Source organism: Microbispora sp. NBC_01389 (genome assembly GCF_045040095.1).
Taxonomy (GTDB): domain Bacteria; phylum Actinomycetota; class Actinomycetes; order Streptosporangiales; family Streptosporangiaceae; genus Microbispora.
In genome coordinates, this window is record NZ_CP109552.1 from 595,822 (window position 1) to 621,849 (window position 26,028).

The following is a 26,028-nucleotide window of genomic DNA, read 5'->3' on the forward strand; positions in this document are numbered from 1 at the left end:
AACCGGGTAGGAGAAGAGACGGACTCGAGGAGGGCGGATGCCGGGGTTGCCATTGGGGTTGCCGGAGCGGGTACGCGGCTGCCTGTTCGACATGGACGGCGTGCTCACGCGGACGGCGCGGGTCCACGCGGCGGCGTGGAAGGAGATGTTCGACGCCTTCCTGCGCGACCGGGCCCTCGCCACCGGAACGCCGTTCGTCCCCTTCGACGAGGCCGGCGACTACGACCGGTACGTCGACGGCAGAAAGCGCCTGGACGGCACGCGGGAGTTCCTCCGGTCCCGGGACATCACCCTGCCGGAGGGCGAGCCGGACGACCCGCCGGGCATGCCCACGCTCAACGGCCTGAGCAACCGCAAGAACGCACTGGTCCAGGCGGTCCTCGACCGGCGGGGCGTCGAGGTCTTCGAGGGCTCGGTGCGCTATCTGCGCGCGGTCGGCGAGGCGGGCCTGCGCCGGGCGGTCGTCTCCTCCAGCGCCAACACCGCCCGCGTGCTGTCCGCCGCCGGGCTCGCCGAGATGTTCGACGCGCGGATCGACGGTGTGGTGGCGGCCGAGCGCGGTCTGGCCGGCAAGCCGGCCCCCGACATGTTCCTCGCCGCCGCCGAGGCCCTGGGGATCCCGCCGGCCGCGGCGGCGGTCTTCGAGGACGCGCTGGCCGGGGTCGCCGCCGGGCGCGCGGGCGGCTTCGCCTGGGTGGTGGGCGTGGACCGTGCCGGGCCCGCCGGGAACCAGGCCCGGGCCCTGCGGGACAACGGCGCCGACGCGGTGGTGAGCGACCTCGCCGACCTGCTGGATGAGCGACCGGACGAGCGACCGGACGAGCGATGATCAGGCATCCCGCCTTCACCACCGAGCCGTGGTCGGTCCGCGAGTGCCGCCTGCACACCGACGTGCTCGCCCAGACCGAGTCGGTCTTCGCGCTCTCCAACGGGCACATCGGGCTGCGCGGCAACCTCGACGAGGGCGAGCCGTACGGACTGCCCGGCACCTACCTCAACTCCTACTACGAACTGCGCCCCCTGCCGTACGCGGAGGCGGGCTACGGCTACCCCGAGTCGGGGCAGACGGTGGTCAACGTCACCAACGGCAAGCTGATCCGGCTGCTGGTGGACGACGAGCCGTTCGACGTGCGGTACGGCACCCTCCACTCGCACGAGCGGCTCCTCGATCTGCGCGCCGGGACACTCATCCGCACGGTCCACTGGAGCTCTCCCACCGGGGCGGAGATCCGGATGCGCTCCACCCGCCTCGTGTCGTACACCCATCGGGCCGTGGCCGCGATCCGCTACGAGGTGGAGCCGGTGGACCAGCCGGTCAACGTGGTCGTCCAGTCGGAGCTGGTCGCCAACGAGACCGTCCCCACGGCGGCCGCCGACCCCCGCGCCGCCGCCGCACTGGAGGCGCCACTGGTGCTGGAGGAGAACGCGGCCGGCCGCGACGGCGTGTGCGCCATGGTCCACTCCACCCGGGCCAGCCGGCTGCGGGTCGCCGCCGCGATGCGCCACGAGGTCGACGGCCCCGGAGGCACCCGGGTCGACTCCGACGGCGGTGGCGACGTCAGCCGGGTGACGGTCGCCACCTACCTGAAACCCGGAGAACGGCTGCGGCTGGACAAGTTCTTCGCCTACGGCTGGTCGGCCAAGCGCTCCCGGCCCGCCATGCACGACCAGGTGGTGGCCGCGCTGGCCGCGGCCCGGCTCACCGGATGGGACGGCCTGTGCGCCGAGCAGCGCGCCTTCCTCGACGACTACTGGGCGGGCGCGGACGTCGAGGTCGAGGGCGACACCGAGGTGCAGCAGGCCGTCCGCTTCGGGCTGTTCCACCTGCTCCAGGCGGGCGCCCGGCTGGAGCGGCGGCCCGTTCCCGGCAAGGGGCTGACCGGCTCCGGCTACGACGGCCACGCGTTCTGGGACACCGAGAGCTTCGTGCTGCCGGTCGCCACGTACACCTATCCCAGGGCCGCCCGCGACGCGCTGGAGTGGCGCGCGTCGATCCTCCCGCTCGCCGAGGCGCGGGCGGAGCTGCTCGGGCTGGCCGGGGCGGCGTTCCCCTGGCGCACGATCAACGGCGAGGAGTGCTCGGGATACTGGCCCGCGGGCACCGCGGCCTTCCATGTCAACGCCGACATCGCCGACGCGGTGACGCGGTACGTCGACGCGACCGAGGACACCGCGTTCGAGCGGGACGTTGGCCTGCCCCTGCTGGTCGCGACCGCGCGCCTGTGGTGCGCGCTCGGTCACCACGACGCCGAGGGCCGCTACCGCATCGACGGGGTGACCGGCCCGGACGAGTACAGCGCGATCTCCGACAACAACCTCTACACGAACCTCATGGCCCGCCGGAACCTGCGCGCCGCCACCGCGGCGACCGTCCGCCATCTCGACCGGGCCGGGCAGCTCGGCGTCACTCTGGAGGAGACCGCGATGTGGCGCGACGCCGCCGCCGCGATGTACCTCCCGTACGACGAGCGGCTGGGGGTCCACGCGCAGAGCGAGGGTTACACCGGGCACGCGGTGTGGGACTTCGAGAACACCCGGCCCGACCAGTATCCGCTGCTGCTCCACTTCCCCTACTTCGACCTCTACCGCAAGCAGGTGGTCAAACAGGCCGATCTCGTGCTGGCCATGCACCTGTGCGGCGAGGCGTTCACGCCGGAGCAGAAGGCCCGCAACTTCGCCTACTACGAGGCGCTGACGGTGCGGGACTCCTCACTGTCGGCCGCCACCCAGGCCGTGCTCGCCGCCGAGGTCGGGCAGCTCGGGCTCGCCTACGCCTATCTCGGGGAGGCGGCGCTCATCGACCTGCGCGACCTGCAGCACAACACCCGCGACGGCGTCCACATGGCCTCGCTGGCCGGGGCGTGGATCGCGCTGGTGTCGGGGTTCGGCGGCATGCGCGCGGGCGAGGGGCGGTTGTGCTTCGCCCCACGCCTGCCCGCGGAAATCACCCGGCTCACCTTCCGGATGCGCTACCGCGGACGCCTGCTGCGGGTCGACGTCACGTCCGAGAGCACGACGTACCGGCTGCTGCACGGCTCGCCGGTCACGCTGGCGCACCACGGTGAGAATCTGAGGCTCGGCGCGCGGCCGCAGTCCCGGAGCAACCCGCCGCCGCCCTTTGCCGAACTGAGGATCACGCAGCCGCCCGGCCGCGAGCTGCCGCCCCGGCGCCCGGTGGCTCCCTGAGGCGATATCCCCATTCGGGCAGGCCAAGGCGGCGCGGCGTCGTACAGTGAGCGTGCTCGTGAACGTTCCTCAGTTCCTGTCCCGAACTTGGCGCGGATCGGCGACTCCCCTCTCACCGCGCGGTCACGCCCGAGCGAACCCGCTGGAGGCACGCATGTCCTCGTCCGCTCCCCTGCGCGTGATTCAGTGGGCCACGGGCGCGGTCGGTGGACGCGCCCTGCGCAGTGTGATCACGCGCCCGGAGTTCGAGCTCGCCGGGGTGCTCGTCTACGACCGGGACAAGGTGGGCCGGGACGCCGGCGAACTGGTGGGGCTCGGGCCCGTCGGACTCGCCTGCACCGACGACGCCGAACGGATGCTCGCCACCGAGGCCGACTGCGTGCTGCACATGCCACTGCCCGCGTCCTATTTCGGCGGCGATCCCGGGACCGACGCCGAGACCATCTGCGCGCTGCTCGCCTCGGGCAAGAACGTCGTCACCACCACCGGCTTCGTCTACCCCCGCGCGTACGGCCCGGGGCTGGTGGACCGCCTGGAGAATGCCTGCGCCCGGGGCGGGACGTCCCTGCACGGCACGGGCATCAACCCGGGCTTCATGAGCGACCTGCTGCCCCTGGCGCTGACCGGGCTGTCGGACCGGCTCGACCACATCTTCGTGCGGGAATGCTCGGACTACCGGGGTCATCCCTCCCCGCACATCGCCGCCGACCTGATGGGCTTCGGCCGGGAGCCCGACGACTACAGCACGTCCGTCCGGCCGTTCCGCGCCTTCCAGCGCGCGCTGTTCAGCGAGAGTGTCCAGCTTGTCGCCGCCGCGCTCGGCGTACCGCTGGACGAGGTGGAGGAGACCGACGAGTACCTGCTCGCGACCGAGGACTTCGACATCGCGGCGGGCGAGGTGCGCAAGGGCACGATCTGCGCGTCCCGCTGGGTGTTCACCGGACTGGCGCGGGGCCGGCCGTTCATCACGGTCGAGTGCGTCTACAAGGCCGACGGCCGCCGGGTGCCACAGTGGGGTGACCTCGGCTTCACCATGCACGTCCAGGGACGGCCCGGCATGGCGGTCACGATCGACGACATGACCCAGGGGCTGGCCGGGGCGGCGGCCCACGCGGTCAACTCGATCGCCGCCGTGTGCGCGGCGCCGCCGGGCATCCGCACGATCCTCGACCTTCCGCTCGCCACCGGCCGGGGAGCCGTACGGCTGGCGTGACGAGCCGTGCTTGTGAACAGTCGCGGACCGTGCGCGCATCATGTCCTCACCCGCCGGGTGGTGCGGGGGTGCGGGTGGTGGGCATGGTGCGCATGGTTCGGGGGTTGCGGTAGGTGAAGGCCCAGCGGTCGTCGCCGATCTTTCGGCGGGTGTAGCGGGTGGGATGGCGGTAGCGGTCGCGGTTGTGGAACTGGCAGGCCGGCCCGAGCAGCTTGAGGTCGGTCAGCCCGCCGCTGCTCCAGTTGTCGCAATGGTCGATCTGGCACATGGTGGCGGGCAGGGGGCAGCCGTCGACCCAGCAGGTGGCGTAGCGGGCGTAGATGGCCCGGCGCTGGGCGGGGGTGGCCAACCTGACCTTGCGGCCCATGTCCAGGACCTGCCCGGCGGCGTTCATCACGATCCTCACCAGGCTGCTGGTGCGGGCCAGCCGATGCACGCTGACAACGGGCAGCAGGTGCCCGGTCGCCAGGATCAGCCCCGGCAACCCCCGCAACCACACCCCCGGCGGGATGTTTTCGCCTCCCGCCCACGGCGGGCCATCGGCTCCCGCCCCCGGCCACGCCTCACCTCCGGGCGGGGCCTCACCTCCCGGCCAGGCGCCACCGCCAGGCCAAGCGCCATCGCCAGGCCAAGTGTTGCCTCCCGGGCAGGCGCTCCCTTCCGCATCCGGCGGGGTGTCGGGCTCGGGTGGGGGATCAGGGGCATGCGTCTGCTTCGGGCGTGCCTGCTGCGGGGGTGCCTGCTTCGGGCACCGCGCTCGGTTTCTGCGGTGTCCTCGCTCGATGCCCTCTTCCTGAGTGCCGGGGTCGTCGTCAGCGTCGTCAGGATCGTTGGCGTGGTCGTTGGCGTGGCCCTGCTGGACGTCATCGCAGTCGCGCAGGTCGCCGCGCTCGTGGCCGTGCTCGTGGCTGCGCTCGTGGCTGCCGGTGGGGTCGAAGTGCGGCCAGGCGGCAGCCGGACCGTCCACGGGCGAGCTACCGGCGGCCGCGCGGCCGGTGACAGGCTCCTGCCCGTCAGCGCCCCCACCCGCGCCCGCACCCGCGGCGGCACGACAGGCGGCACGGGAGGCGGCGGAGGTGGCGGCAGGGGAGGTGTCGTCTCCTGCGGAGGGCGCGACGGTCGAGCTACCGTCCTCGCCGACTGAGTGATCATCACCCGCCGGGGGCACGGTGGAGGTGCGTTCGGGGCTGGTGGAGGTGCGTTCGGGGCTGGTGGAGGTGCGTTCGGGGCTGGTGGAGGTGCGTTCGGGGCTGACGGCCGATGGCCGTGCGCCCGGCCCCGCACCCCCTGGCTCTGCGTGTGGTTCTTCGTCTGGCTCTGCGTGTGGTTCTTCGCCGGCGGGCTCCTCAATGGTGGGCTCGCCGTCGTCGATGATGGGCTCACCCTCGTCGCAGCCAGTGCCACTCGGAGGGTCGTCGGGAAGGGACTCGGCGTTGACCAGCACCAGAAGCTCAGTCGCGATCTTGTTCTCCAGGAACGCGATCAACGCATCCGCGTTCCGCACACTCAACGGCCGGTCATCACCCTCCGCCTTCGGCTTGGCGTAGACGTCCAGCATGTGCCGCAACCGCGCGGCCGCCTCCACCGGCAGGTAGAACTCCCCCTCCACACCGCCGCCCCTCCGCCGGCGCACCCTAAAGAACCGGCGATCGAAATCCGCCTGCTCATCCTTCTCATGCCCGTCAGGGTCGAGCACCGCGCGTAGGTACCGCCCCGCCTTGGCCACCTCCGCCGCACCCGCCGAGTTCGCCAACTCCAACAGAATCCGCTCAGCCGTCGCCGCCTGCTCATCGGTCAACCCCGCGGTGGCCGTGCAGATCGCCTCCACGACCCCCTCGGCCAAGCCACCCTCCGCGAACAGGCGACGCACCTCAGCAAGACGGTGCACTTCCATGCTCATCGTCAACAGGCGCCCCGCCCCCGCAGGCGTCATCCCCCCGGCAGACCGCAACCACAACTTCGTGGACGCATGCCCATGACTCTTCGCCTCCCCCGCCCGATGCACCCGCCCCACCCGGGCCGCCAACGCCGAAGTGATCCGATCACGGACCGCAAGCAACTCCTCCGCCTCGGCCAGACACACACCCGCGTCCTCAGGCACCGGCACCAACGCCACCACCCGAGCCGCCTCGACAAGAGCCGCCACCGCCACCCACGGCGACCCCGAGCCGGAAGCACCGCCGGAAGCACCGCCAGAAGCCCGGTCACGGCCCTCATGGCCCCGGCCAGCGCCTGCAGCACCGTCCGAAGCACCATCGAGAACGTCGCCGGGAATATCGCTGCGCGCGTCCCTTGGAGCGACTGGAGTGCCGCTGTCGGCAGGAACGCCATCAGAAGGGACGTCACTCACGGTCTTTTCGTGCTTTCGCCCTCTGGGCTCGACGATCGGCACATATTCACGGGCAAGCGCACCCTCGGAAGACCAAAGGGGCGAGTTGGCGGTGAGCTGATCCCACCAGTCGCCATCGCCGTTATCGTTCGAACGACGAGGGTGCGCAGGGTCAGAGTCGAACAGATCCATCACACCTCCCCATCGATTCGAAAGCCTGTCTTAATCCTCCCACGCCAATGCGTCGCGAACACCCCCGAGCAGCGATTAGTTGGGGCTGCAGGTGAACTTCTCATCTATGGAGATGGCCCGACTTTTAGGCCTTTCTCGGCCCATGCTTCTCTCACCGAAAGCGCGAGGCGTGGCGGTGCGGGCGGTTCCCGGGCGGTTCCCGGGCGGTTCCGTACGGCTCAGTCGGCGGGGTACCAGCGGTCGGGCTCGCCGGGCACCCGGGTGACCTGGCCGCGCTGTTCCAGCCAGACCAGGTGGGCGAGGGTCTCGCCGTTGGCCGTCCTGCGCATGTGCGCGGGGATCGTCTCCCAGGGGCGTGACCAGCTCAGCCGGGTGGCGATGTCCCAGCAGGCCGCGCCGTCGCCGTCCGCGACGACCCGCCGTACCTCCGCGAGCCGCTCCTCGTGGTGCGCGATGACGTGGCCCACCCGGGCGTCCAGTTCCAGGAAACGGTACTCGTGGGCGGGCAGCACCTCCTCCACGTCGAGCTTGCCCACCACGCGCAGCGCGTCGAGATAGTCGGCCAGCGGGTTGGGCGACGACTGCGGGTGCACCGCGACCATCGGCGTGATCCTCGCCAGCACGTGGTCGCCGGAGAACAGCAGCCTGCGCTCCGGCTCCGCGAAGCACAGGTGGCCGGGCGAGTGACCGGGGGTCCACACCGCCCGGAGGTCCCAGCCGGGCAGCCCGAGCCGGTCCCCGTCCTCGATGAGCCGGTCGGGCGCCGCCATCGTCACGAACTGGCGCAGCATGACCGACGCGCCCGCCAGTTCCTGCGCCGTCAGGTCCGGCACGCCGCAGCGGAGCAGCAGCGCGCGCTCCTGCTCGACGAGATCGTCGATCGCCGAGTCGTCGTAGCGGCCTCGGACGAGGCGGGCGTCGGCCGGGTGCAGCCCGATCCAGGCGCCCGAGACCTCCCGTACGCGCCCCGCCAGACCGTAGTGGTCGGGGTGGATGTGCGTGACCAGCACGGCCTTCACGTCCGTGATCTCGTATCCGGCCGTCCCGAGCCCCGCCACGAGCGCGTCGTACGCCTCGCCGGTGTTCCATCCGGCGTCGACGAGGACCACTCCACCGGGGACTTCGAGCGCGTAGACCAGGACATAGCGCAAGGGGTTGATCGGGATCGGGACGGGGATCGACCACAGCCCCGGACGCACCCGCTCGACCTCCGGCAGGCCGCCTCCCCGCCACGCGGCGCGCTGCGCCTCGTTCGCCGCCGTCACGCTCGCCTTGCCCACCGGTCCACGCCCCTCTCGCAGCTCCGCTGCCCGATTGTGCCGCGCTGAACCGAATGTCGTTCTACCGGGTCCCCGGGAGCCGCACGTCGAGGCGAGCCGCGGCCTCCAGCGGCAGGACCGGCACCCGCTCGGACGCGACCGTCGCCGGCGACAGCCTCACCACGAGATCGGACAGGCCGGCGGCCTCGGCCCACGCCTCGCCGCACAGGTCGCGCGCGCGCTCGAAGTTCTCCGCATCGGTGGTCAGCGAATCCAGCCGGCGTCGGCGCGCGTGGGTCCCGTACGCGGAAGACCTCCTGATCCATTCCGGGGACACGACAACCCACGTGCTTCGCGAAGCTCTCATCGCGGAAATGAAAGTTTCAGGGACGCGCTCCCCTGACCGCCGGTCATGCGGGGAGGACCACGGATGTCGTTGACGCCCCAGGAAATCCGGCGGAAACATCAGTGCCGCGCCCCTTTGGGAGCGCTCCCACACCACCAGACCCACAGCTCTCTCCACCATCACTCCCTCGCGGACACCCCGAGGACCACCCCGAGGACCACTGTGCTCAGAAGAATCGGCATTCTCGCCGTGGCGGCACTGACCGCGGCCTGCCTGACCGGCGCGCCTCCCGTCACGGCGGACGAGGGCCCGGAACAGATCCCCAACGGCACGTTCGACACCACCGCCGACCCGTGGTGGCACACCTCGAACCTGGACTTCGAGCTGTCGGGCGGCCGGCTCTGCACGAACGTCCCCGGCGGGACGGTCAACCCGTGGGACGCGATCATCGGCGTCAACGACATCCCGCTGGTGAAGGACGAGACCTACGCGTTCAGCTTCTTCGCCACCGCCGACCCGTCGAAGGTCGCCAGGGCGTTCGTCCAGCTGCCGACCGATCCCTACACCCAGTACGTGGCGGCGGCCCCCGAGGTCAGCGTCTCGGGCAACACCTACAGCTACACGTTCACCTCGCCGGTCGACCTGCCCAACGCCCAGGTCGTCTTCCAGATCGGCGGCAGCGCGACGCCGTGGCGCTTCTGCGTCGACAACGTCTCGCTCAAGGGCGGGGCACCGCCGGAGGTCTACACGCCCGACACCGGTCCCCGGGTGCGGGTGAACCAGGTGGCCTACCTGCCCAAGGGCCCCAAGAACGCCACCCTGGTCACGGGCGCCACCAGCGCGCTGCCCTGGCAGCTCAAGAACTCCGCCGGGGCCGTGGTCGCGCACGGCTCGACGACCCCGCGCGGCGTGGACGACAGCTCCGGGCAGAACGTCCACTCGATCGACTTCGGCTCGTACGTCAAGGCGGGGACGGGCTACACGCTCACCGCCGACGGTGAGACCAGCCGGCCGTTCGACATCAAGCCGGACGCATACGCCTCCCTCAAGCTCGACGCGCTGAAGTTCTACTACACCCAGCGCAGCGGCATCGCGATCGACGACGCGCTGCGGCCCGGGTACGGCCGTCCCGCCGGTCACGTGGACGTGGCTCCCAACCAGGGTGACAAGAACGTCCCCTGCCAGCCGGGCGTGTGCGACTATCGTCTCGACGTGTCCGGCGGCTGGTACGACGCGGGCGACCACGGCAAGTACGTGGTCAACGGCGGCATCTCGGTCGCCCAGATCATGAGCGAGTTCGAGCGGACCAAGAACGCCCCGACCGCCAAGCCCATCGGCAGCCTGAACATTCCCGAGAGCGGCGACGCCGTCCCGGACGTGCTCGACGAGGCCCGCTGGGAGCAGGAGTTCCTGCTGAAGATGCAGCGGCCCGACGGCATGGTCCACCACAAGATCCACGACGAGAACTGGACCGGCCTGCCGCTGCTGCCGCACCTGGACCCGCAGAAGCGCGAACTGCACCCGGTCAGCACGGCCGCCACGCTGAACCTCGCCGCGACCGCCGCCCAGGCGGCCCGGATCTTCGCGCCGTACGACGCCGCGTTCGCCGCGAAGAACCTGGCGGCGGCGAAGAAGGCGTGGACGGCGGCCAAGGCGAACCCGAACCTGCTCGCCTCCCCCTCCGACGGCAACGGCGGCGGCACCTACGACGACGCCAAGGTCAGCGACGAGTTCTACTGGGCCGCGGCCGAGCTCTACATCACCACCGGTGAGAAGGAGTACAAGGACTTCGTCCTCGCCTCCCCGCACCACACCGCCGACCTGTGGAGTAAGAGCGGCGTGTTCGACTGGGGCAACGTGGCCGCGCTCGGCCGCCTCGACCTGGCGACCGTGCCGAACGAACTGCCGGGCCGCGCCGCCGTGCGCCAGTCGGTCGTCGACGGCGCGGAGCGCTACCTCGGCGTCGTCAAGGCCCACCCGTACGGCCTGCCGTTCGACCCGGGCAACTACTTCTGGGGCTCCAACAGCGCGGTCCTCAACAACACGGTCGTCCTCGGCGCGGCCTACGACATCACCGGCACGGTGAAGTACCGCGACGCCGCCATCGAGGCCATCGACTACCTGCTGGGCCGCAACGCGCTCAACCAGTCCTACGTGACGGGCTACGGCGAGGTCGCGTCGAAGAACGAGCACAGCCGGTGGTACGCCCACTCGCTGGACACCTCGCTGCCGAACCCGCCGCACGGCACGCTCGCGGGCGGCCCGAACTCCGACATCCAGGACCCGGTCGCCCAGGCCAAGCTGAAGGGCTGCAAGCCGCAGTTCTGCTACATCGACGACATCGGCTCGTACGCCACGAACGAGGAGGCCATCAACTGGAACTCCGCGCTGTCGTGGGTGTCGGCCTTCATCGCCGACCAGGGCGACGGCACGGTCAAGGCCCCCGGCGCCTGCAAGGTCACCTACACCACGCACGGTTCCTGGCCGACCGGCTTCACCACCCAGATCACGATCGAGAACACCGGCACGAAGGCCGTCGACGGCTGGAAGCTGCAGTGGTCGTTCCTGGGCGGCCAGAAGATCGACCACTCCTGGAGCGCCAACTTCTCGCAGCAGGCGGCGACCGTCACCGCCGAGAACGAGACGTGGAACAAGACCATCAAGCCGGGCCAGTCGGTCGTCATCGGCTACAACGGCCTGGGGGCGCCCGGCGCCAACCCCTCGCCCGACCTGATCACCCTCAACGGCGCCGCCTGCTCCACCTGATCAGCCTGATCAGCACGTCGCCGTAACCCGCACTCCGGCCGCCGCCTCAGCAGAGGCGGCGGCCGGTTCCATTCCGGCGAGGCCGGCCCACCCGGGCACTACTCTGTGGGGCGTGATCGACGACATCTGGGTGGACGACGCCGTCACGGCGCTGCGTCCGGACTTCGCCGTCCTGGTCGTGTGCGCGTACGGCCTGCGTAACGGCCCCTCCGACCACCGTTCGCGGGAGTGGCTGGCCGGCGCGGCGGCCGGCGCCGTGCCGGAAGACGACGAGAGGATCGAGGCGTGGCGCTCGGCGTACCGCGCCTTCGGGGCCAAGCCCCAGCGGACCCGCCCGTCGGTGGACGCGCTCGTCCGCCGCCTGCCGCTGCCCGAGATCAACCTGGTGGTGGACGCCTACAACGCCGTGTCCGTACGGCACGGCCTGCCGATCGGCGGCGAGGACCTGCGCCGCTACCGGGGCACCGCCCGGCTGGTCCGCGCCGCGGGCGACGAGCCGTCGGAGGAGGCGCTGGGCGAGCCCGCGATCGGCGAGGTGGTGTGGCGCGACGACGAGGGCGTCACCTGCCGGAGATGGAACTGGCGGCAGTGCGTCAGGACCAGGATCACCGAGGAGACGGCCGACGCGCTGTTCCTTCTGGAGCGGCTCGAACCGCTGTCGATCCCGGCACTGCATGCGGCCGGTGAGGACCTCGCGGGTATGCTGTCCGCTATAGCTCCCGATATCCGGATCGAGTCGCGGCTCCTCGGGTGAGCCAGTCGTGATGACCAGAGGGTGAGGGACACCTCACCACCCAGACGGGCTATCCGCGCGTGACCTGTTTGATCGATCCTGGGAGGATGGCCCGGGACCGGTGACCCGCGCGGGCGCACCTCGGTGTGTGAGGCGAGTAGCCTTGGACAGGTTCACCAAACATCAACGCCGATCTGCGGAAGAGGGCGATTTCCGCCGTGTCGTCTGAGTCGTCGCGGACAAACCCGCTGGCAAGCTTCGGGCAAAATGAGTGGCTTGTCGACGAGTTGTACCAAAAGTATCTCGAAGATCCCGAGTCTGTGGACCAGGCCTGGTGGCACTTCTTCGCTGACTACAACGGGACGGGCAAGCCCGCTCCACCCAAGCCTGCCGGTGCCGCGAACGGCGCGGCCACCACGGCGACCACGACGGCGGGCACCACGGCCGCCCCCGGGGCTCCCGCCCCGGTGAGCCCGGCCCCGCAGACGACGCAGCCCGCACCACAGCGCCGGCCACAGTCGCCGCCTCAGGCCACTCCTCAGGTCACGGCGCCCGCGCCGGCGAAGCAGCCGGAGAAGCAGCCCGCCAAGCAGGCCTCCACCCCGGTTCCGGCCGGCGCGGCGGAGGAGAAGCTGCGCGGCGCCGCGGCGCGCACCGCCGCCAACATGGAGGCCTCGCTGGCGGTCCCGACCGCCACCAGCGTCCGCGCGGTGCCCGCCAAGCTGCTGATCGACAACCGCATCGTCATCAACAACCACCTGTCCCGCGGGCGCGGCGGCAAGATCTCCTTCACCCACCTCATCGGCTACGCGATCGTCCGGGCGCTGGAGTCCATGCCCGAGATGAACCACTCGTACGCCGAGGTGGACGGCAAGCCGATCCTGGTCAAGCCCGAGCACGTCGGGCTCGGCCTCGCCATCGACGTGCAGAAGAGCGACGGCGCCCGCCAGCTCCTGGTGCCCTCGATCAAGCGGGCCGAGACGCTCGACTTCCGCCAGTTCTGGACGGCTTACGAGGAGATCGTCCGAAAGGCCCGCGCGGGCAAGCTCGGCGTGGAGGACTTCCAGGCCACCACGATCTCCCTGACGAATCCCGGCACGATCGGCACGGTCCACTCGGTGCCGCGTCTCATGCCCGGCCAGGGCACGATCATCGGCGTCGGCGCGATGGAGTACCCGGCGGAGTACCAGGGCGCCTCGGCGGAGACGCTGTCCCGCCTGGCCATCAGCAAGGTGATGACGATCACCTCGACGTACGACCACCGGATCATCCAGGGCGCCCAGTCGGGCGACTTCCTGCGCCGGATCCACCAGCTCCTGCTCGGCTCCGACGGCTTCTACGACGAGATCTTCGAGTCGCTGCGCATCCCGTACGAGCCGGTCCGCTGGGTCCAGGACATCTCGGCCACCCACGACGACGACGTCGCCAAGTCCGCCCGCGTGCTGGAGCTGATCCACGCCTACCGGGTCCGCGGTCACCTCATGGCCGACACCGACCCGCTGGAGTACCGCCAGCGCAAGCACCCCGACCTCGACATCCAGTCGCACGGCCTGACGCTGTGGGACCTGGAGCGCGAGTTCCCCACGGGCGGCTTCGGCGGGAAGCCGCTGATGAAGCTGCGCGACGTTCTCGGCGTGCTGCGCGACTCGTACGTCCGCACGGTCGGCATCGAGTACATGCACATCCAGAACCCCGAGGAGCGGGCCTGGATCCAGGCGCGGGTGGAGCTGCCGCACGCCAAGCCCGACCGCGCGGAGCAGCTGCACATCCTGCGCAGGCTCAACACCGCCGAGGCGTTCGAGACGTTCCTGCAGACCAAGTACGTCGGCCAGAAGCGGTTCTCGCTGGAGGGCGGCGAGTCGCTGATCCCGCTGCTCGACTCGGTGATCTGCTCCGCCGCGGCCGAGCGCCTCGACGAGGTCGTCATCGGCATGGCCCACCGCGGCCGGCTCAACGTGCTGGCCAACATCGTGGGCAAGTCGTACGCCCAGGTGTTCGGTGAGTTCGAGGGCAACATCGACCCGCGCAGCGCGCACGGCTCGGGTGACGTGAAGTATCACCTCGGCGCGAGCGGCGACTTCGTCGCCCCCGACGGCAACAAGATCGGCACGTCGGTGGTGGCGAACCCCTCGCACCTGGAGGCCGTCGACCCCGTCCTGGAGGGCGTGGTCCGGGCCAAGCAGGACCTGCTGGAGCGCGGCGAGGAGGGCTTCACCGTCCTGCCCGTGCTCGTCCACGGCGACGCGGCGTTCGCCGGGCAGGGCGTGGTCGCCGAGACCCTGCACCTGTCCCAGCTGCGCGGCTACCGCACGGGCGGCACCGTGCACATCGTCGTCAACAACCAGGTCGGCTTCACCACCTCCCCCGCCTCGTCGCGGTCGAGCGTGTACGCGACGGACGTCGCCCAGATGATCCAGGCTCCGATCTTCCACGTGAACGGCGACGACCCCGAGGCCGTCGTACGCGTCGGGCGGCTCGCCTACGAGTATCGCCAGGCGTTCCGCAAGGACGTGGTCATCGACCTGATCTGCTACCGGCGGCGCGGCCACAACGAGACCGACAACCCGGCCTTCACCCAGCCGCTGATGTACGACCTGATCGACGCCAAGCGTTCGACCCGCAAGCTGTACACCGAGGCGCTGATCGGCCGCGGCGACATCACGGTCGAGGAGGCCGAGCAGGCCCTGCGCGACTACCAGGAGCGGCTGGAACGCGCCTTCACCGAGACCCGGGAGGCGACCAGGCAGCCGCTCGAACCGGGCGCGGTGGTGGTCCCCGAGCCGGACGAGGTGTTCCGGTGGTCGCACGAGGACACCAAGACGGCGATCTCGGAGGAGGTCGTGAAGCGGGTCGTCGACACGCAGCTCAACCTGCCCGACGGCTTCACCGTCCACCCGCGTCTCGCACCGGTCATCCAGCGCCGCGGCGCGATGGTCGCCGAGGACTCGATCGACTGGGCGACCGGCGAGATGCTCGCGTTCGGCTCGCTGCTCATCGACGACCACCCGGTGCGCCTCGTCGGGCAGGACTCCCGCCGCGGCACCTTCGGCCAGCGCCACGCGGTGCTGGTCGACCGGACCACCGGCGAGGAGCACACGCCGCTCAAGACGTTCAACCACGGCACCACGAAGTTCTACGTGTACGACTCGCTGCTCAGCGAGTTCGCCGCGATGGGCTTCGAGTACGGCTACAGCGTGGTCCGCCCGGACGCCCTGGTCCTCTGGGAGGCGCAGTTCGGCGACTTCGCCAACGGCGCCCAGTCGATCATCGACGAGTTCATCTCGTCGGGCGAGCAGAAGTGGGGCCAGCGCTCCTCCGTCGTGCTGCTGCTGCCGCACGGCTACGAGGGCCAGGGGCCGGACCACTCCTCCGGCAGGATCGAGCGCTACCTGCAGCTGTGCGCCCAGGACAATATGACGGTGGCGCAGCCGAGCACCCCGGCGAGTTACTTCCACCTGCTGCGCTGGCAGGCGCTGTCGGACCGGCGCAAGCCGCTGGTCGTGTTCACGCCCAAGTCGCTGCTGCGGCTCAAGGCGGCGGCCTCGGCCACGTCGGAGTTCACCTCCGGCGCCTTCCGCCCGGTCATCGGCGACGCGACGGTGGACCCGGCGGCGGTCCGGAAGGTCGTGGTCTGCTCCGGCAGGATCTACTACGACCTGCTCGCCCGGCGCGAGAAGGACGGCAGGAAGGACGTGGCGCTCGTCCGGCTCGAACGCATCTACCCCTTCCCGGAGAACCCGCTGAAGGCCGAGCTGTCCCGCTACGGCGCCGACGCGGAGCTGCTCTGGGCGCAGGACGAGCCGGTCAACATGGGCCCGTGGCCCTACCTGGCGCTCAAGCTGACGGAACGGCCCGACCTGCTCGGCGGCCGCGCCCTCCGCAGGGTCTCGCGTACGCCGAACTCGTCGCCGGCCGTCGGCTCCCACTCCAAGCACGACGCGGAGCTGCGCGGCATGCTCGACGAGATCTTCGACTGACCGGCGACCCGCAGGATTGAGGAGGTCCCCCGCACCCTGTGGGGGACCTCTCCTCATGATCAGGTAATTCACTGGAGCGAGGCATGTACTTCACCGACAAGGGGATCGAGGAGCTCGTCGAGCGGCGCGGCGAGGAGGAGGTCGGCATCGGCTGGCTCGCCGAGCGGCTGCGCGAGTTCGTGGATCTCCATCCCGAGTTCGAGGTGCCCGTGGAGCGGCTGGCCACCTGGCTCGCCCGCCTGGACGACGACGAGGACTGAGACTGCCGGACCAAACGCGATACATCTTGACTTTTCACAGACGCGATATATCGTGTTTGTGTGACCGCAGGACTCGCGTGGAAGGGCTTGGCGATGCCCCAATGGACGATCGACTCCCCTGGGCAGCTCACGTTCGGCAAGGTGACAGCTCTGAACGTGCGGATCGTGGCCGGCCGGCTGGCCGTGCTGGCCAGTGACGGCCCGCCCAGCCTGGAGGTGACGGAGGTGGAGGGGGCGCCGCTGCTGGTGACCCACGACGAGGCCGACGGCCGCCTGACGGTCACGTACAAGGACCTGACGTGGGACGGGGTCCTCGGGTGGTTACGCCCGGGCTCGCGCCGCACGACCCTGACGCTCACCGTGCCGAGCACCTGTCCCGTGCAGGCCGGGGTCGTCTCGGCCGCCGCCGTGGTCACCGGCATGGAGGGGACCACCGGGGTGAAGAGCGTCTCCGGGGAGATCGTCCTCGACGGTGTCAGCGGCGAGGTGCAGGCCGAGACGGTCTCGGGTTCGGTGGAGAGCCGGGGCATGGCCGGCGACCTGTCGTTCGGCAGCGTCTCCGGTGAGCTGACCGTCGCCGGGGGGAGGCCGCGGCGGCTGCGCGCGAACACGGTGTCCGGCCGGATCACCGCCGACCTGGAGCTCGCGCCCAACGGTCACGTCACGATGCACAGCGTGTCCGGCCCCGTTGTCGTACGGCTCCCGCGCTCCGTCGACGCCGACGTGACCGTCCGCTCGACCTCCGGGAGGGTCGAGTCGGCGTTCCCCGGGCTGGAGTCCACCGCCGTGCCCGGCGTCCGCACGCTCGGCGGCCGGCTGGGCGGCGGCATGGCCTCGCTCTCCGCGACCACGATGTCGGGCGACGTCACCCTGCTGAGCGGTCCCCCCACCGGCGGGCGGGAAGAGGAGGAGACAGCATGAGCGAGCGAATCAATAAGCACAGTGTCTGGCGAATGCCGCTCCGAGCCGAAGGCGAGGAGGTGGCATGAGTCCCGTTTTCGGGCATGGGCGGCTGCGGCTGTACCTGCTGAAGCTGCTGGAGGAGAGCCCGCGGCACGGATACGAGGTCATCCGGCTGCTGCAGGACCGGTTCCTCGGCGTCTACTCCCCCTCCCCCGGAACGATCTATCCCCGGCTCGCCCGCCTGGAGGACGAGGGCCTGGTCACCCATGAGGTCGTGGACGGCAAGAAGGTCTTCACGCTGACCGACAAGGGCCGGGCCGAGCTGACCGACCGGATGGACGAGCTGGCCGAGCTGGAGCAGGAGATCACCGCCTCGGTCCAGGACATCGCCCGGGAGGTGAAGGAGGACGTGCGGCAGACGGTGCGGTCCCTGCGCGACGAGCTCACCCAGATGGCCCGGGACATCGGCGACGACGGCCGGGACCTGAACCGGAACCAGAAGGAGGAGTGGCAGCGGCACCGCGACCAGGCCAGGGAGGAGTGGCGCAGGCAGAAGGAGGAGTGGCGCCGTCACAAGCAGGACTGGCAGGAGGAGCGCGACCGCTGGCAGCAGGAGTGGCGCCGCATCTGGGAGGAGTCCTGGGGGTTCGGCGGGAGCCGGCGCGACGGCGCCCCGCGCACCGGTCCCGACCCCGCTCTCAGCCGGATGCTGGCCGACTTCGTGACCGACCTCCACCGCTCTCTCGCCGAGTCTTCCGGGGAGTCTTCCGGGGAGTCTTCCGGGGCGGGCGCGCGGAGTGAGGAGGCGCTGGCGGAGTGCCGGGCCGCTCTCGACGAGGCCGCGGAACGGATCCGCCGCGCCATGCGCTCCTGACGTCAGAGGGTGAAGACCACCTTGCCGAAGACGTCGCCCCGGTGGACGGCCGCGAAGCCCTCCGCCGCCTCGGTGAGCGGCAGCACCCGGTCGATCACCGGCCGTACGCCCGTCTGCTCCAGGAAGACCGCGAGCCGCGCGAGCTGCTCGCGCGTCCCCATGGTCGACCCGATGATCGACTTCTGCAGGAAATAGACCTGCACGAGTTGCGTCGGGGCGACCATGCCGCTCGTCGCGCCGCAGGTGACGATGCGGCCACCGGGGCGCAGGGAGCTGAGCGAGTGCTTCCAGGTGGCCTCGCCGACCGTCTCCATGACGGCGTCCACCCGCTCGGGCAGGCGGGCGTTCGTCTCGAAGACCCGGTCGGCGCCGAGGCCGAGTGCCCGCTCCCGCTTGTGCTCCGACCGGCTCGTCGCCCAGACGCGGTATCCGGCGGCCCGGCCGAGCGCGATCAGCGCGGTCGCCACGCCGCCGCCGGCGCCCTGGACGAGGATGGTCGAGCCCGGCTCCAGTCCGGCCTTGTCGAACAGCATGCGGTAGGCCGTCAGCCAGGCCGTGGGCAGGCAGGCGGCCTCCTCGAAGGAGAGCGCGGCGGGCTTTCGCACCAGGTTGCGCCGGGGCACCACGACCTTCTCGGCGAACGTGCCGTCGTACTTCTCCGACAGCAGCGAGCGGGCCGGGTCGAGGGTCTCGTCGCCGTCCACCGGCGTGCCGATCACGGCGTGGACGACGACCTCCTCACCGTCCTCGTCCACTCCCGCGGCGTCGCAGCCGAGGACGACCGGCAACCGGTCCTGGCTGATCCCCACGCCCTTGAGGGTCCACAGGTCGTGGTGGTTGAGCGAGGCGGCCCGGACCGTCACGGTGGCCCAGCCCTCCGGTACGGCGGGCTCGGGACGCTCACCCAGCGTCAGGCCCTTCAGCGGGTCATCCGGATCGATCTGCGTGGCGGTGACGGCGAACATGCCAGCACACTACCGCGCACTCCGGGTCTGTTGATAAACAGGGACATTACCGGGACCAGAGCGCCGGAAATCAATCGAGACCCGTCAAGAATGGCGGTGAACCCCTCGTCCGGTAAGACGTCATACCCCACCACACCCCTGCTGAACTGGGCAGATACGAGCCATAACCAGCCGCTATCGATAACAGATAGGGCAATCTGCTGATTGTTCTGGTTATAAGCACCACAGCCGGTGAGATCCGGTCGTTAATCTTCGGAGCGTTTTCCTGCTGAATGGGACGCACCCTCATCCGTCCCAGGGAAAGGAGCTTCATGATCCCCCGAGCACGACGCCTGACCATCCCCTTCACCGGTGCGCTCGTCGCGGCCGGCGTGGTCGGCATGGTCGGCATGGTCGGCGTCACCCAACCGGCGGCCTCGGCGCAGGCCGGTCCCGGCGACGTGACCGTCAAGGCGGCGCCCCAGACGCCCGCCCAGGCGGTCTCCTTCTGGACGCCGCAGCGGATGCGGGCGGCCAAGGACTACAGCGAGGAACTCGGCAACTCCGTCAAGGGCTTCGGCAAGGTCAGCACGACCACCCCCGACGGCAAGCCGGGCACGGTCCCGCCGATCGGCGCGGAGAAGACCAAGGCGGGGGTGTCCCGGCAGGTCAACCTGCCGAACACGGTCGGCCGGGTGTTCTTCACGCTGCCCGGCCAGAATCCGCTCGACCCCCGGAGCTGGAAGTACTGCTCCGGCACGTCCGTGCAGAGCAGGTTCCGCAACGTGGTCGCCACCTCGGCACACTGCGTCTACGACCCGGTGTCGAACCAGTTCTACGACAACTGGATCTTCATCCCCTCCTACTGGGACGGCGACCAGGCGTGGGAGGGCAAGGCGCCGTACGGCATCTATCCCGCCAAGTGGTTCCAGGCGCACGACGACTTCGTGGTCAGGGAGGACTACGACTACGACTACGCGTTCGTGAACGTGTCGTCGGGCTTCCGGCTCACTCCGAAGACGGTCGGCTCCGCCACGCAGTACACGACGGCCACGCAGTACACGACCACCCCGGCCGGCCGCCTGGGCGACAACGTGGGCGGCCAGGGCTTCACCTGGAACCGCAGCACGAAGGTCAGGGTGTTCTCGTTCGGCTACCCGGCGGGCCCGCACCCGGACGGCGACCGGCCGTTCACCGGGCGGACGATGAAGTGGTGCTACGGCCAGACGACTCCCATGCCGGCCGCGCCGAAGTACAACCTTCAGGAGCACATCGGGTTCAGGTGCGGCATGACCGCCGGCGCGAGCGGCGGCCCGTGGCTGCTCGACTACAAGAGCAGGACCCGCAAGGGCTACCTGAACGGCATCAACAGCATCGCCTGGGACAGCGACGGCAACGACCGGTACGACCGGATCTCCTCGCCGTACTTCAACAGCGAGACCTACGACGTCTACGCGGCGGCCGCCAACCGGTGGACGCAGTGACGCGGGCGGCCTGACCGCACGGCCATTCGGTCAGGGGCGCGCACGTCCAGGTGGACGAGGGCCCGGCGGGCGACCGCCGGGCCCTTCGCATGTCTTACGTCCCGCCTACGCCGGGTGCGGTGGAATGCGTCAGAAGTCGAACAGCGCGCCGGTGGACGACCGCATCTCGCAGTCGTTGCCGAAGGTGCGCCGGAGCTGGAAGTACTTCCCGTCCCAGATACCGCTGGCGGTGACCGTCACAGGTGCGTAGATCGTCGTGCAGGGCCCGCTCGGAGGCGGCCACGGGTTCGCCGGGTCGGAGACCGCTCTGCTCAGCCGCGCGCACGCCTCGGCCGGACGGGGATGCGTACCCCCCGCCGGAGCCCCGACTGGAGAGCAGTTCAGGAAGGCCGAGCGGGCCGGCGGATCCGCCTGCACGCCGTTCGCCACGGTCAGGATCGCCACGCGGACGCGGACGCGGGCGGCCGTGGACGGGGCCACAGACGAGGACGGGGCCACGGACGGGGGCGGGGGAGCCGGACGCGCGATCTCGGGCGACGGCGGCGCGGGCAGGCCTCCCGCCCTTCCGTGGCCGGACGCCGACGCGTGGCCGGACGCCGACGCGTGGCCGGACGGGCCGGCGGCCAGGGCCGCACCGGCGAGCAGGACAAGCAGCGTTCTCATTCGATCCCCCCGTTTCCGCTGGTGCCAGCGTTCCCGTGGGGATGCCTCCGAGCAAGCGCACACTCCGCGCCACAAGGAAATCCGACGTACCACAGACCGCTTCGGTTCCGCTGGTTTCATAACGAGCTGGGCAAGAAGCTGTGCCTGAACCGTGTGGATCTGGAAAAATCACCCCTTACTATCCATATCTCCCATCTGAGAGGCCCACGGTGACCAGGAAGCTCGCACTCGCCGGTGGCGCAGCCGCCGCCGCGGGCCTGGCCGCCGTGCTCTGGAGCCAGGGACCGGCCACACCCGCGACGGCCTCGCTCCACATCGCCGCGGCCCCGGTCTCCGTCGTGAGCGGCCTCGACAGGAGTGCGGCCGGCACGGGTGTGGTCAGCAGAAGCGGAGTCAGCAGAGGCGGCGTCAGCAGAGACGAAGTCAGCAGCTTCGCCCTCGCGCCGACCCAGACGGACAAGGAGCGGGTGGCGGCGTACTGGAGCCCCGAGCGGCTCAAGCAGGCGAGCAGCTACGTGCCGAGCACGAAGCCGTCGCCGCCGGCGAAGAGCGTCCCCTCGGCGCAGGAGGTGGTCCCCGGCGAGGTGAGCCGGGGCGCGACTCCGCCCCGGCGGGCGGCCGCCTCCGTCCCCGGCGACGCCCCGCCGATGGTGGGCAAGGTCTTCTTCAAGGTGGGCGACAAGCAGTACTGGTGCTCCGCCTCGGCGGTCCACTCGGTCCACCGCAACCTCGTCGCCACCGCCGGGCACTGCGCGTACGCGCTGGCGCAGGACACGCCGGTGGAGAACTGGATCTTCATCCCGTCCTACCACGACGGCGTGGCCCCCAAGGGGATCTTCGTCGGCCACACGCTCTACATGCACGAGGACTTCGCGGGCCAGGGCGACTTCGACCGCGACTACGCCTTCGTGACCGTGCACCGGGGCTTCACCTGGCAGGCGTACACGGAGCAGGGCAGGTTCAAGTACCGGGCCGTGGACGTGGGGCGCCTGGAGGACAAGGCCGGCGCCTTCCTGTTCACCTCGGCCAAGCCGCTCGCCCGGCGCGTCAGCGCCTTCGGCTACCCCGCGGGGGCTCATCCCGACGGCACCCGCCCGTACGACGGCCAGACGGTGCGGACCTGCTCCGGCACGACGGAGAAGAAGACCGTCAGCGCGCCGACCTGGCAGCTGGAGCACGGGGTGCGCCTGCCCGGCTGCGCCTTCACCGCCGGCGCGAGCGGCGGCCCGTGGGTCGTCGGCTACGACGACGTCAAGCGGACCGGCTACCTGACCGGGGTCACCAGCCTGACCTGGAACCTCAGTGGTGGCGGGCGTCTCGACGCCGTCTCCACGCCGTACTTCAACACGCTCACCCGGCGGGTGTACGCGCAGGCGGGCCGGCAGGGCACCGGCTGAGCCCGCCTCATGTTTTAGCTGTGATTTAGCTCACACAACGACCCCCCTGGCGGTCGCGCTGCGTGCCGATCTTTACACGGACCGCTCTCGATCAGACCTGCGCCGATGCCGAGTCGTGATCCTCATCCTGACAAGAGCTGTCGGAGATAACCGTCAAGTAACGGACGAGGTCACCTGGAAAGCACGCAAAGCAGGGGCGAAAAGCGCAGGTACTGTCTTTACTAGCCCTTTACACACGGGTGGGACGCATGAGGCGTACCACACGACAGCACCTGGAGATTCATGAACACCCGAGTCAGGCGCCTGATCCTCCCCATCGGAGGCATCGCCGCCGCCGGCCTCGTCGGGGCCACCCTGGCAGTGCCGGCTCAGGCCGCCCGCGACACGGCCTCGGACACCCTGGCCGCGAGCGGAGTCGCCGCGAAGAACATCGTCGCCTTCTGGCTCAGCGAGAAGGCCGCCAACCTGGTCAACGCCACCCCGTACGACCACGAGACTCTGGTCTCCGCGAAGCACATCTCCAAGGGCGGGCCGTCCGCGGACAGCAAGCCGGGCACCGTCGCCCCCACCGGCGGCGGCACCAAGGCCAGCGGCGCGTCCAAGAACGTGAACCTGCCGCGTACGACCGGCAAGGTCTTCTTCGTCGGCGCCGACCACCGGCCGCACTGGTGCACCGCCACCTCGCTGCAGTCGAAGTACCACAACGTGGTCGCCACCGCCGGCCACTGCGTGTACGACACCGAGTCGAACAAGGCCACCATGAGGTACTGGGTCTTCGTGCCCGGTTACTACCAGGGCAAGGCTCCGTGGGGCATCTACGTCGGCAAGACGGCCTACACCCACTATGACTTCGACGTCTACGAGGACGGCGACCGCGACTACGCGTTCGTGACCGTCTACAACGGCGTCAAGGCCGGTCGCGGCGGCGACCTGCGCAACGTCGCCGAGTGGAACTGGAAGCAGGTCGACAAGAAGGAGTACGACAAGTACGACGGCTTCATCCGCAAGGCCAAGGGCGGCAAGTACTACGTGGTCAAGTTCACCGACGCCGGTCGCCTCGGCGACAACGTCGGCGGCCAGGGCTTCGCCTACAACCAGAAGGTCGGCAAGTACGTCTACGTGTTCGGCTACCCGAGCGGCTCGCACCCGGACGGCAACCACGCCTTCTCCGGCAACACCCTCAAGTGGTCGTACGGCAAGACCTTCGCCGCCAAGGCCCCGGCCGTGAAGGCCGAGGAGCTGGTGGGCGTGAAGTCCTCCTTCACCGGTGAGGGCTCCTCGGGCTCGGCGTGGCTGCTCACCTACTCGAGCAGCCGCCGCCTGGGCTACCTGAACGGCGTCACCAGCGGTGTCTCCGACACCGACGGCAACGACCGGATCGACACCAGCGTCTCCCCGTACTTCGACGGCGAGACCTACGGCGTCTACAAGGCCGCCGCCAACGTCTGGTCCGGCTCCATCGCCTGATCCGCCTGATCGCCGCCCGCGGCGACACCCCCCACGGAAGGCCCGGCTGTCCTCAGCCGGGCCTTCCGGCGTACCGACGGAAGTTCTGTGCGGAAGGTGTAAACCCACCAATGGGGAAAGACGACGCCGCCCGATGTGAAGGACCAGGTCAAACCGCGCGGCTGCGATCCGTTCCATGAATCGGGTGTGATTCGCGTCACATCAGAATGCGGCCGCCGTCGTCACCTCCTTCCACAGGATTCGGTCAGAGAACTCCCAGGAAACTCCCAGACTGCGGAAACGATCGAGGAGGCGGGTCGACAGAAGGGTTTGCGCGCAGTCAGTCAGGTCACGCGAAGATCTCGGCGCCCGGCGGGATCCGAACCCCCGCTCGTTCGCCTGTTTCGGTCCAAATCGGGGCTGTATGGTCTGGCCATCCCTCTTCTGACGGATGGGACGCAAGAGGCGTCTCACGACAGACCAAGGAGTTCCCCATGAAGCGCACTCTGGCTTTCGGTGGCCTTGTCGCCACCGCCGGCCTCCTGGCCGCGGGCCTCGCCGCCCCGGCTCAGGCCGCCCCGAAGGACGTCGCCAGCGACGCACTCGCCACCAACGGCATCGCGGCCTACGCCACGGTCGCCTACTGGTACAACAACGAGTACGCGAACCTGGTCAACGCGACGCCCTACACCGTCGAGACCAAGGTCGTCGCCAAGCACATCAGCAAGGGCGGTCCCACTCCGGACAGCAAGCCCGGTGTGGTTCCGGCGATCGGCGACGAGAAGAAGACCGTCGCCAAGTCGAAGAACGTGAACCTGCCCAAGACCACGGGCAAGGTGTTCTTCGACGGCGCCGACGGCAGGCCGCACTGGTGCACCGCCACCTCCGTGCAGGCGGCCTACCGCAACCTGGTCGCGACCGCCGGACACTGTGTCTACGACACCGAGTCCAACGCGGCCACCCTGCAGAACTGGGTGTTCGTGCCCGGTTACTACCAGGGCAAGACCCCGTGGGGCATCTACGTCGGTAAGACGGCGTACACGCACTACGACTACGACGTGTACGAGGACGGCGACCGCGACTACGCGTTCGTCACCGTGTACAACGGTCTGAAGATCGGTCACGACGGCCTGTCCGAGCCGGAAGCGGCCCCTGGCGAGTGGTACGAGGTCCACAAGGAGACCTACGAGAAGTTCCCCGCGGAGTACCGCGCCAAGGACCAGGAGCGTGGCCGCTGCTTCTTCAAGCGGCGCCAGGACAGCCAGGGCAAGTGGCACTACTACGTGTGGAAGTTCATCGACGCTGGTCGCCTCGGTGACAACGTCGGTGGTCAGGGTCTGGCCTACAACCAGAAGATCGGCCAGCCGGTCTTCGTGTTCGGCTACCCGAGCGGGTCGCACCCGGACGGCAACTACGCCTTCACCGGCAAGACCCTCAAGTGGAGCTACGGCAAGACCTTCGCCGCGCAGGCCCCGGCCATCAAGGCCGAGGAGCTGCAGGCCGTCAAGTCCTCCTTCACCGGTGAGGGCGCGCTCGGCTCGGCGTGGCTGCTCAAGTACAACAACGGCCGTCGTCTCGGCTACCTGAACGGCGTGACCATCGGCGTCTCCGACACCGACGGCAACGACCGCTACGACACCTCCGTCTCCCCGTACTTCGACGGCGAGACCTACGGCGTCTACAGCGCGGCCAAGAACAACTGGTCCGGCTCGATCGCGATTCCTTTCGAGAACCCGCTGAACCACTGATCCCAGCGGATCAGGCTTGACGAAGAGCCCGGCCTCCGGCCGGGCTCTTTCGTTTTCTCCCAAGGCGCGACGCCGGCCTTATTCGCTCGCGGTGGAAGTAAACCGAGGAAGGGTCTCGCGCGACGTGGCCGGAAACGCGGCTTTCGCCGTTCGCGGCATCGCGCCACCATTCGGCCACCGTACGTGAGGAGCGGGCGCCTTAGACGGATCAGCCGCCCGACCAGTGCCATCACCGTGGTGTGATTCGCGTCACAGCGATTCCTGACGCTGTCACGCAGGGATTTCCACAGTCGATGGTGAGAATCCGG

18 protein-coding genes are annotated in these 26,028 nt (G+C 69.9%); 13 read left to right on the top strand and 5 right to left on the bottom strand.

The features are described 5' to 3' along the window. Positions 1–37: 37 nt before the first annotated feature. The 3 genes from OG344_RS02790 to OG344_RS02800 all read left to right on the top strand — a co-directional run bounded on the left by OG344_RS02790 (position 38) and on the right by OG344_RS02800 (position 4,399). Complete coding sequence (locus OG344_RS02790; RefSeq protein WP_405086847.1) at positions 38–829, top strand: beta-phosphoglucomutase family hydrolase; 792 nt, start codon at positions 38–40, stop codon at positions 827–829. Continuing rightward, complete coding sequence (locus tag OG344_RS02795; RefSeq protein ID WP_405086849.1) at positions 826–3,186, top strand: glycoside hydrolase family 65 protein; 2,361 nt, start codon at positions 826–828, stop codon at positions 3,184–3,186. The genes OG344_RS02790 and OG344_RS02795 overlap by 4 nt, the downstream gene beginning before the upstream one ends. 154 nt (positions 3,187–3,340) lie before the next feature. Continuing rightward, entirely contained in the window at positions 3,341–4,399 is a 1,059-nt protein-coding gene (locus OG344_RS02800; RefSeq protein WP_405086850.1) for a dihydrodipicolinate reductase, read from the top strand. Positions 4,400–4,445: 46 nt separating this feature from the next. On the opposite strand, the gene OG344_RS02805 is transcribed toward OG344_RS02800, so the two are convergent. The 3 genes from OG344_RS02805 to OG344_RS02815 all read right to left on the bottom strand — a co-directional run bounded on the left by OG344_RS02805 (position 4,446) and on the right by OG344_RS02815 (position 8,516). Next, entirely contained in the window at positions 4,446–6,920 is a 2,475-nt protein-coding gene (locus OG344_RS02805; protein ID WP_405086851.1) for a DUF222 domain-containing protein, read from the bottom strand. A 218-nt stretch (positions 6,921–7,138) separates the two neighbouring features. Then, a complete protein-coding gene (locus OG344_RS02810) occupies positions 7,139–8,200 on the bottom strand; it encodes an MBL fold metallo-hydrolase (protein WP_405086852.1) in 1,062 nt (353 codons plus the stop codon). Between the two features lie 61 nt (positions 8,201–8,261). Then, on the bottom strand, positions 8,262–8,516 hold the full coding sequence (locus OG344_RS02815) for a hypothetical protein (RefSeq protein WP_405086854.1): 255 nt from the start codon (positions 8,514–8,516) through the stop codon (positions 8,262–8,264). Between the two features lie 231 nt (positions 8,517–8,747). On the opposite strand from OG344_RS02815, the gene OG344_RS02820 reads away from it, so the two are divergent. From OG344_RS02820 to OG344_RS02845, 6 genes are all read left to right on the top strand, one after another. Beyond that, positions 8,748–11,291: a glycoside hydrolase family 9 protein gene (locus tag OG344_RS02820; protein WP_405086855.1), complete on the top strand. Its 2,544-nt coding sequence runs from the start codon at positions 8,748–8,750 to the stop codon at positions 11,289–11,291. A 112-nt stretch (positions 11,292–11,403) separates the two neighbouring features. Next, the gene (locus OG344_RS02825) at positions 11,404–12,045 is read left to right on the top strand and encodes a phenylalanine--tRNA ligase beta subunit-related protein (RefSeq protein WP_327047683.1); all 642 of its coding nucleotides are present in this window, start codon (positions 11,404–11,406) and stop codon (positions 12,043–12,045) included. Between the two features lie 197 nt (positions 12,046–12,242). Beyond that, complete coding sequence (locus OG344_RS02830) at positions 12,243–16,001, top strand: multifunctional oxoglutarate decarboxylase/oxoglutarate dehydrogenase thiamine pyrophosphate-binding subunit/dihydrolipoyllysine-residue succinyltransferase subunit (protein WP_327047684.1); 3,759 nt, start codon at positions 12,243–12,245, stop codon at positions 15,999–16,001. 83 nt (positions 16,002–16,084) lie between these two features. After that, positions 16,085–16,261: a DUF6104 family protein gene (locus tag OG344_RS02835; protein ID WP_327047685.1), complete on the top strand. Its 177-nt coding sequence runs from the start codon at positions 16,085–16,087 to the stop codon at positions 16,259–16,261. A 60-nt stretch (positions 16,262–16,321) separates the two neighbouring features. Next, positions 16,322–17,182, top strand: a complete 861-nt coding sequence (locus OG344_RS02840; RefSeq protein WP_405086856.1) for a DUF4097 family beta strand repeat-containing protein — start codon at positions 16,322–16,324, stop codon at positions 17,180–17,182. Between the two features lie 64 nt (positions 17,183–17,246). Then, positions 17,247–18,038 carry a PadR family transcriptional regulator gene (locus OG344_RS02845; RefSeq protein ID WP_327047686.1) on the top strand — a complete coding sequence of 264 codons (792 nt, stop codon included), beginning with the start codon at positions 17,247–17,249 and terminating at the stop codon, positions 18,036–18,038. A 2-nt stretch (positions 18,039–18,040) separates the two neighbouring features. On the opposite strand, the gene OG344_RS02850 is transcribed toward OG344_RS02845, so the two are convergent. Then, the gene (locus tag OG344_RS02850; protein WP_327047687.1) at positions 18,041–19,003 is read right to left on the bottom strand and encodes a zinc-binding dehydrogenase; all 963 of its coding nucleotides are present in this window, start codon (positions 19,001–19,003) and stop codon (positions 18,041–18,043) included. Positions 19,004–19,314: 311 nt separating this feature from the next. Here OG344_RS02850 and OG344_RS02855 point away from each other — a divergent pair, with 311 nt between their 5' ends. After that, positions 19,315–20,466, top strand: coding sequence for a trypsin-like serine peptidase (locus OG344_RS02855; RefSeq protein WP_405086857.1), 1,152 nt, complete (start codon positions 19,315–19,317; stop codon positions 20,464–20,466). 129 nt (positions 20,467–20,595) lie between these two features. Here OG344_RS02855 and OG344_RS02860 read toward each other — a convergent pair whose 3' ends face one another. Next, positions 20,596–21,129: an SSI family serine proteinase inhibitor gene (locus tag OG344_RS02860; RefSeq protein WP_405086858.1), complete on the bottom strand. Its 534-nt coding sequence runs from the start codon at positions 21,127–21,129 to the stop codon at positions 20,596–20,598. A 209-nt stretch (positions 21,130–21,338) separates the two neighbouring features. Between OG344_RS02860 and OG344_RS02865 the strand changes: the two genes are divergently transcribed. The 3 genes from OG344_RS02865 (at position 21,339) to OG344_RS02875 (ending at position 25,720) form a co-directional block, all read left to right on the top strand. Next, the gene (locus tag OG344_RS02865) at positions 21,339–22,526 is read left to right on the top strand and encodes a hypothetical protein (RefSeq protein WP_405086859.1); all 1,188 of its coding nucleotides are present in this window, start codon (positions 21,339–21,341) and stop codon (positions 22,524–22,526) included. 282 nt (positions 22,527–22,808) lie between these two features. Continuing rightward, a complete protein-coding gene (locus OG344_RS02870; RefSeq protein WP_405086860.1) occupies positions 22,809–23,993 on the top strand; it encodes a trypsin-like serine peptidase in 1,185 nt (394 codons plus the stop codon). A 473-nt stretch (positions 23,994–24,466) separates the two neighbouring features. Beyond that, positions 24,467–25,720: a trypsin-like serine peptidase gene (locus OG344_RS02875; protein ID WP_405086861.1), complete on the top strand. Its 1,254-nt coding sequence runs from the start codon at positions 24,467–24,469 to the stop codon at positions 25,718–25,720. Positions 25,721–26,028: the final 308 nt, after the last annotated feature.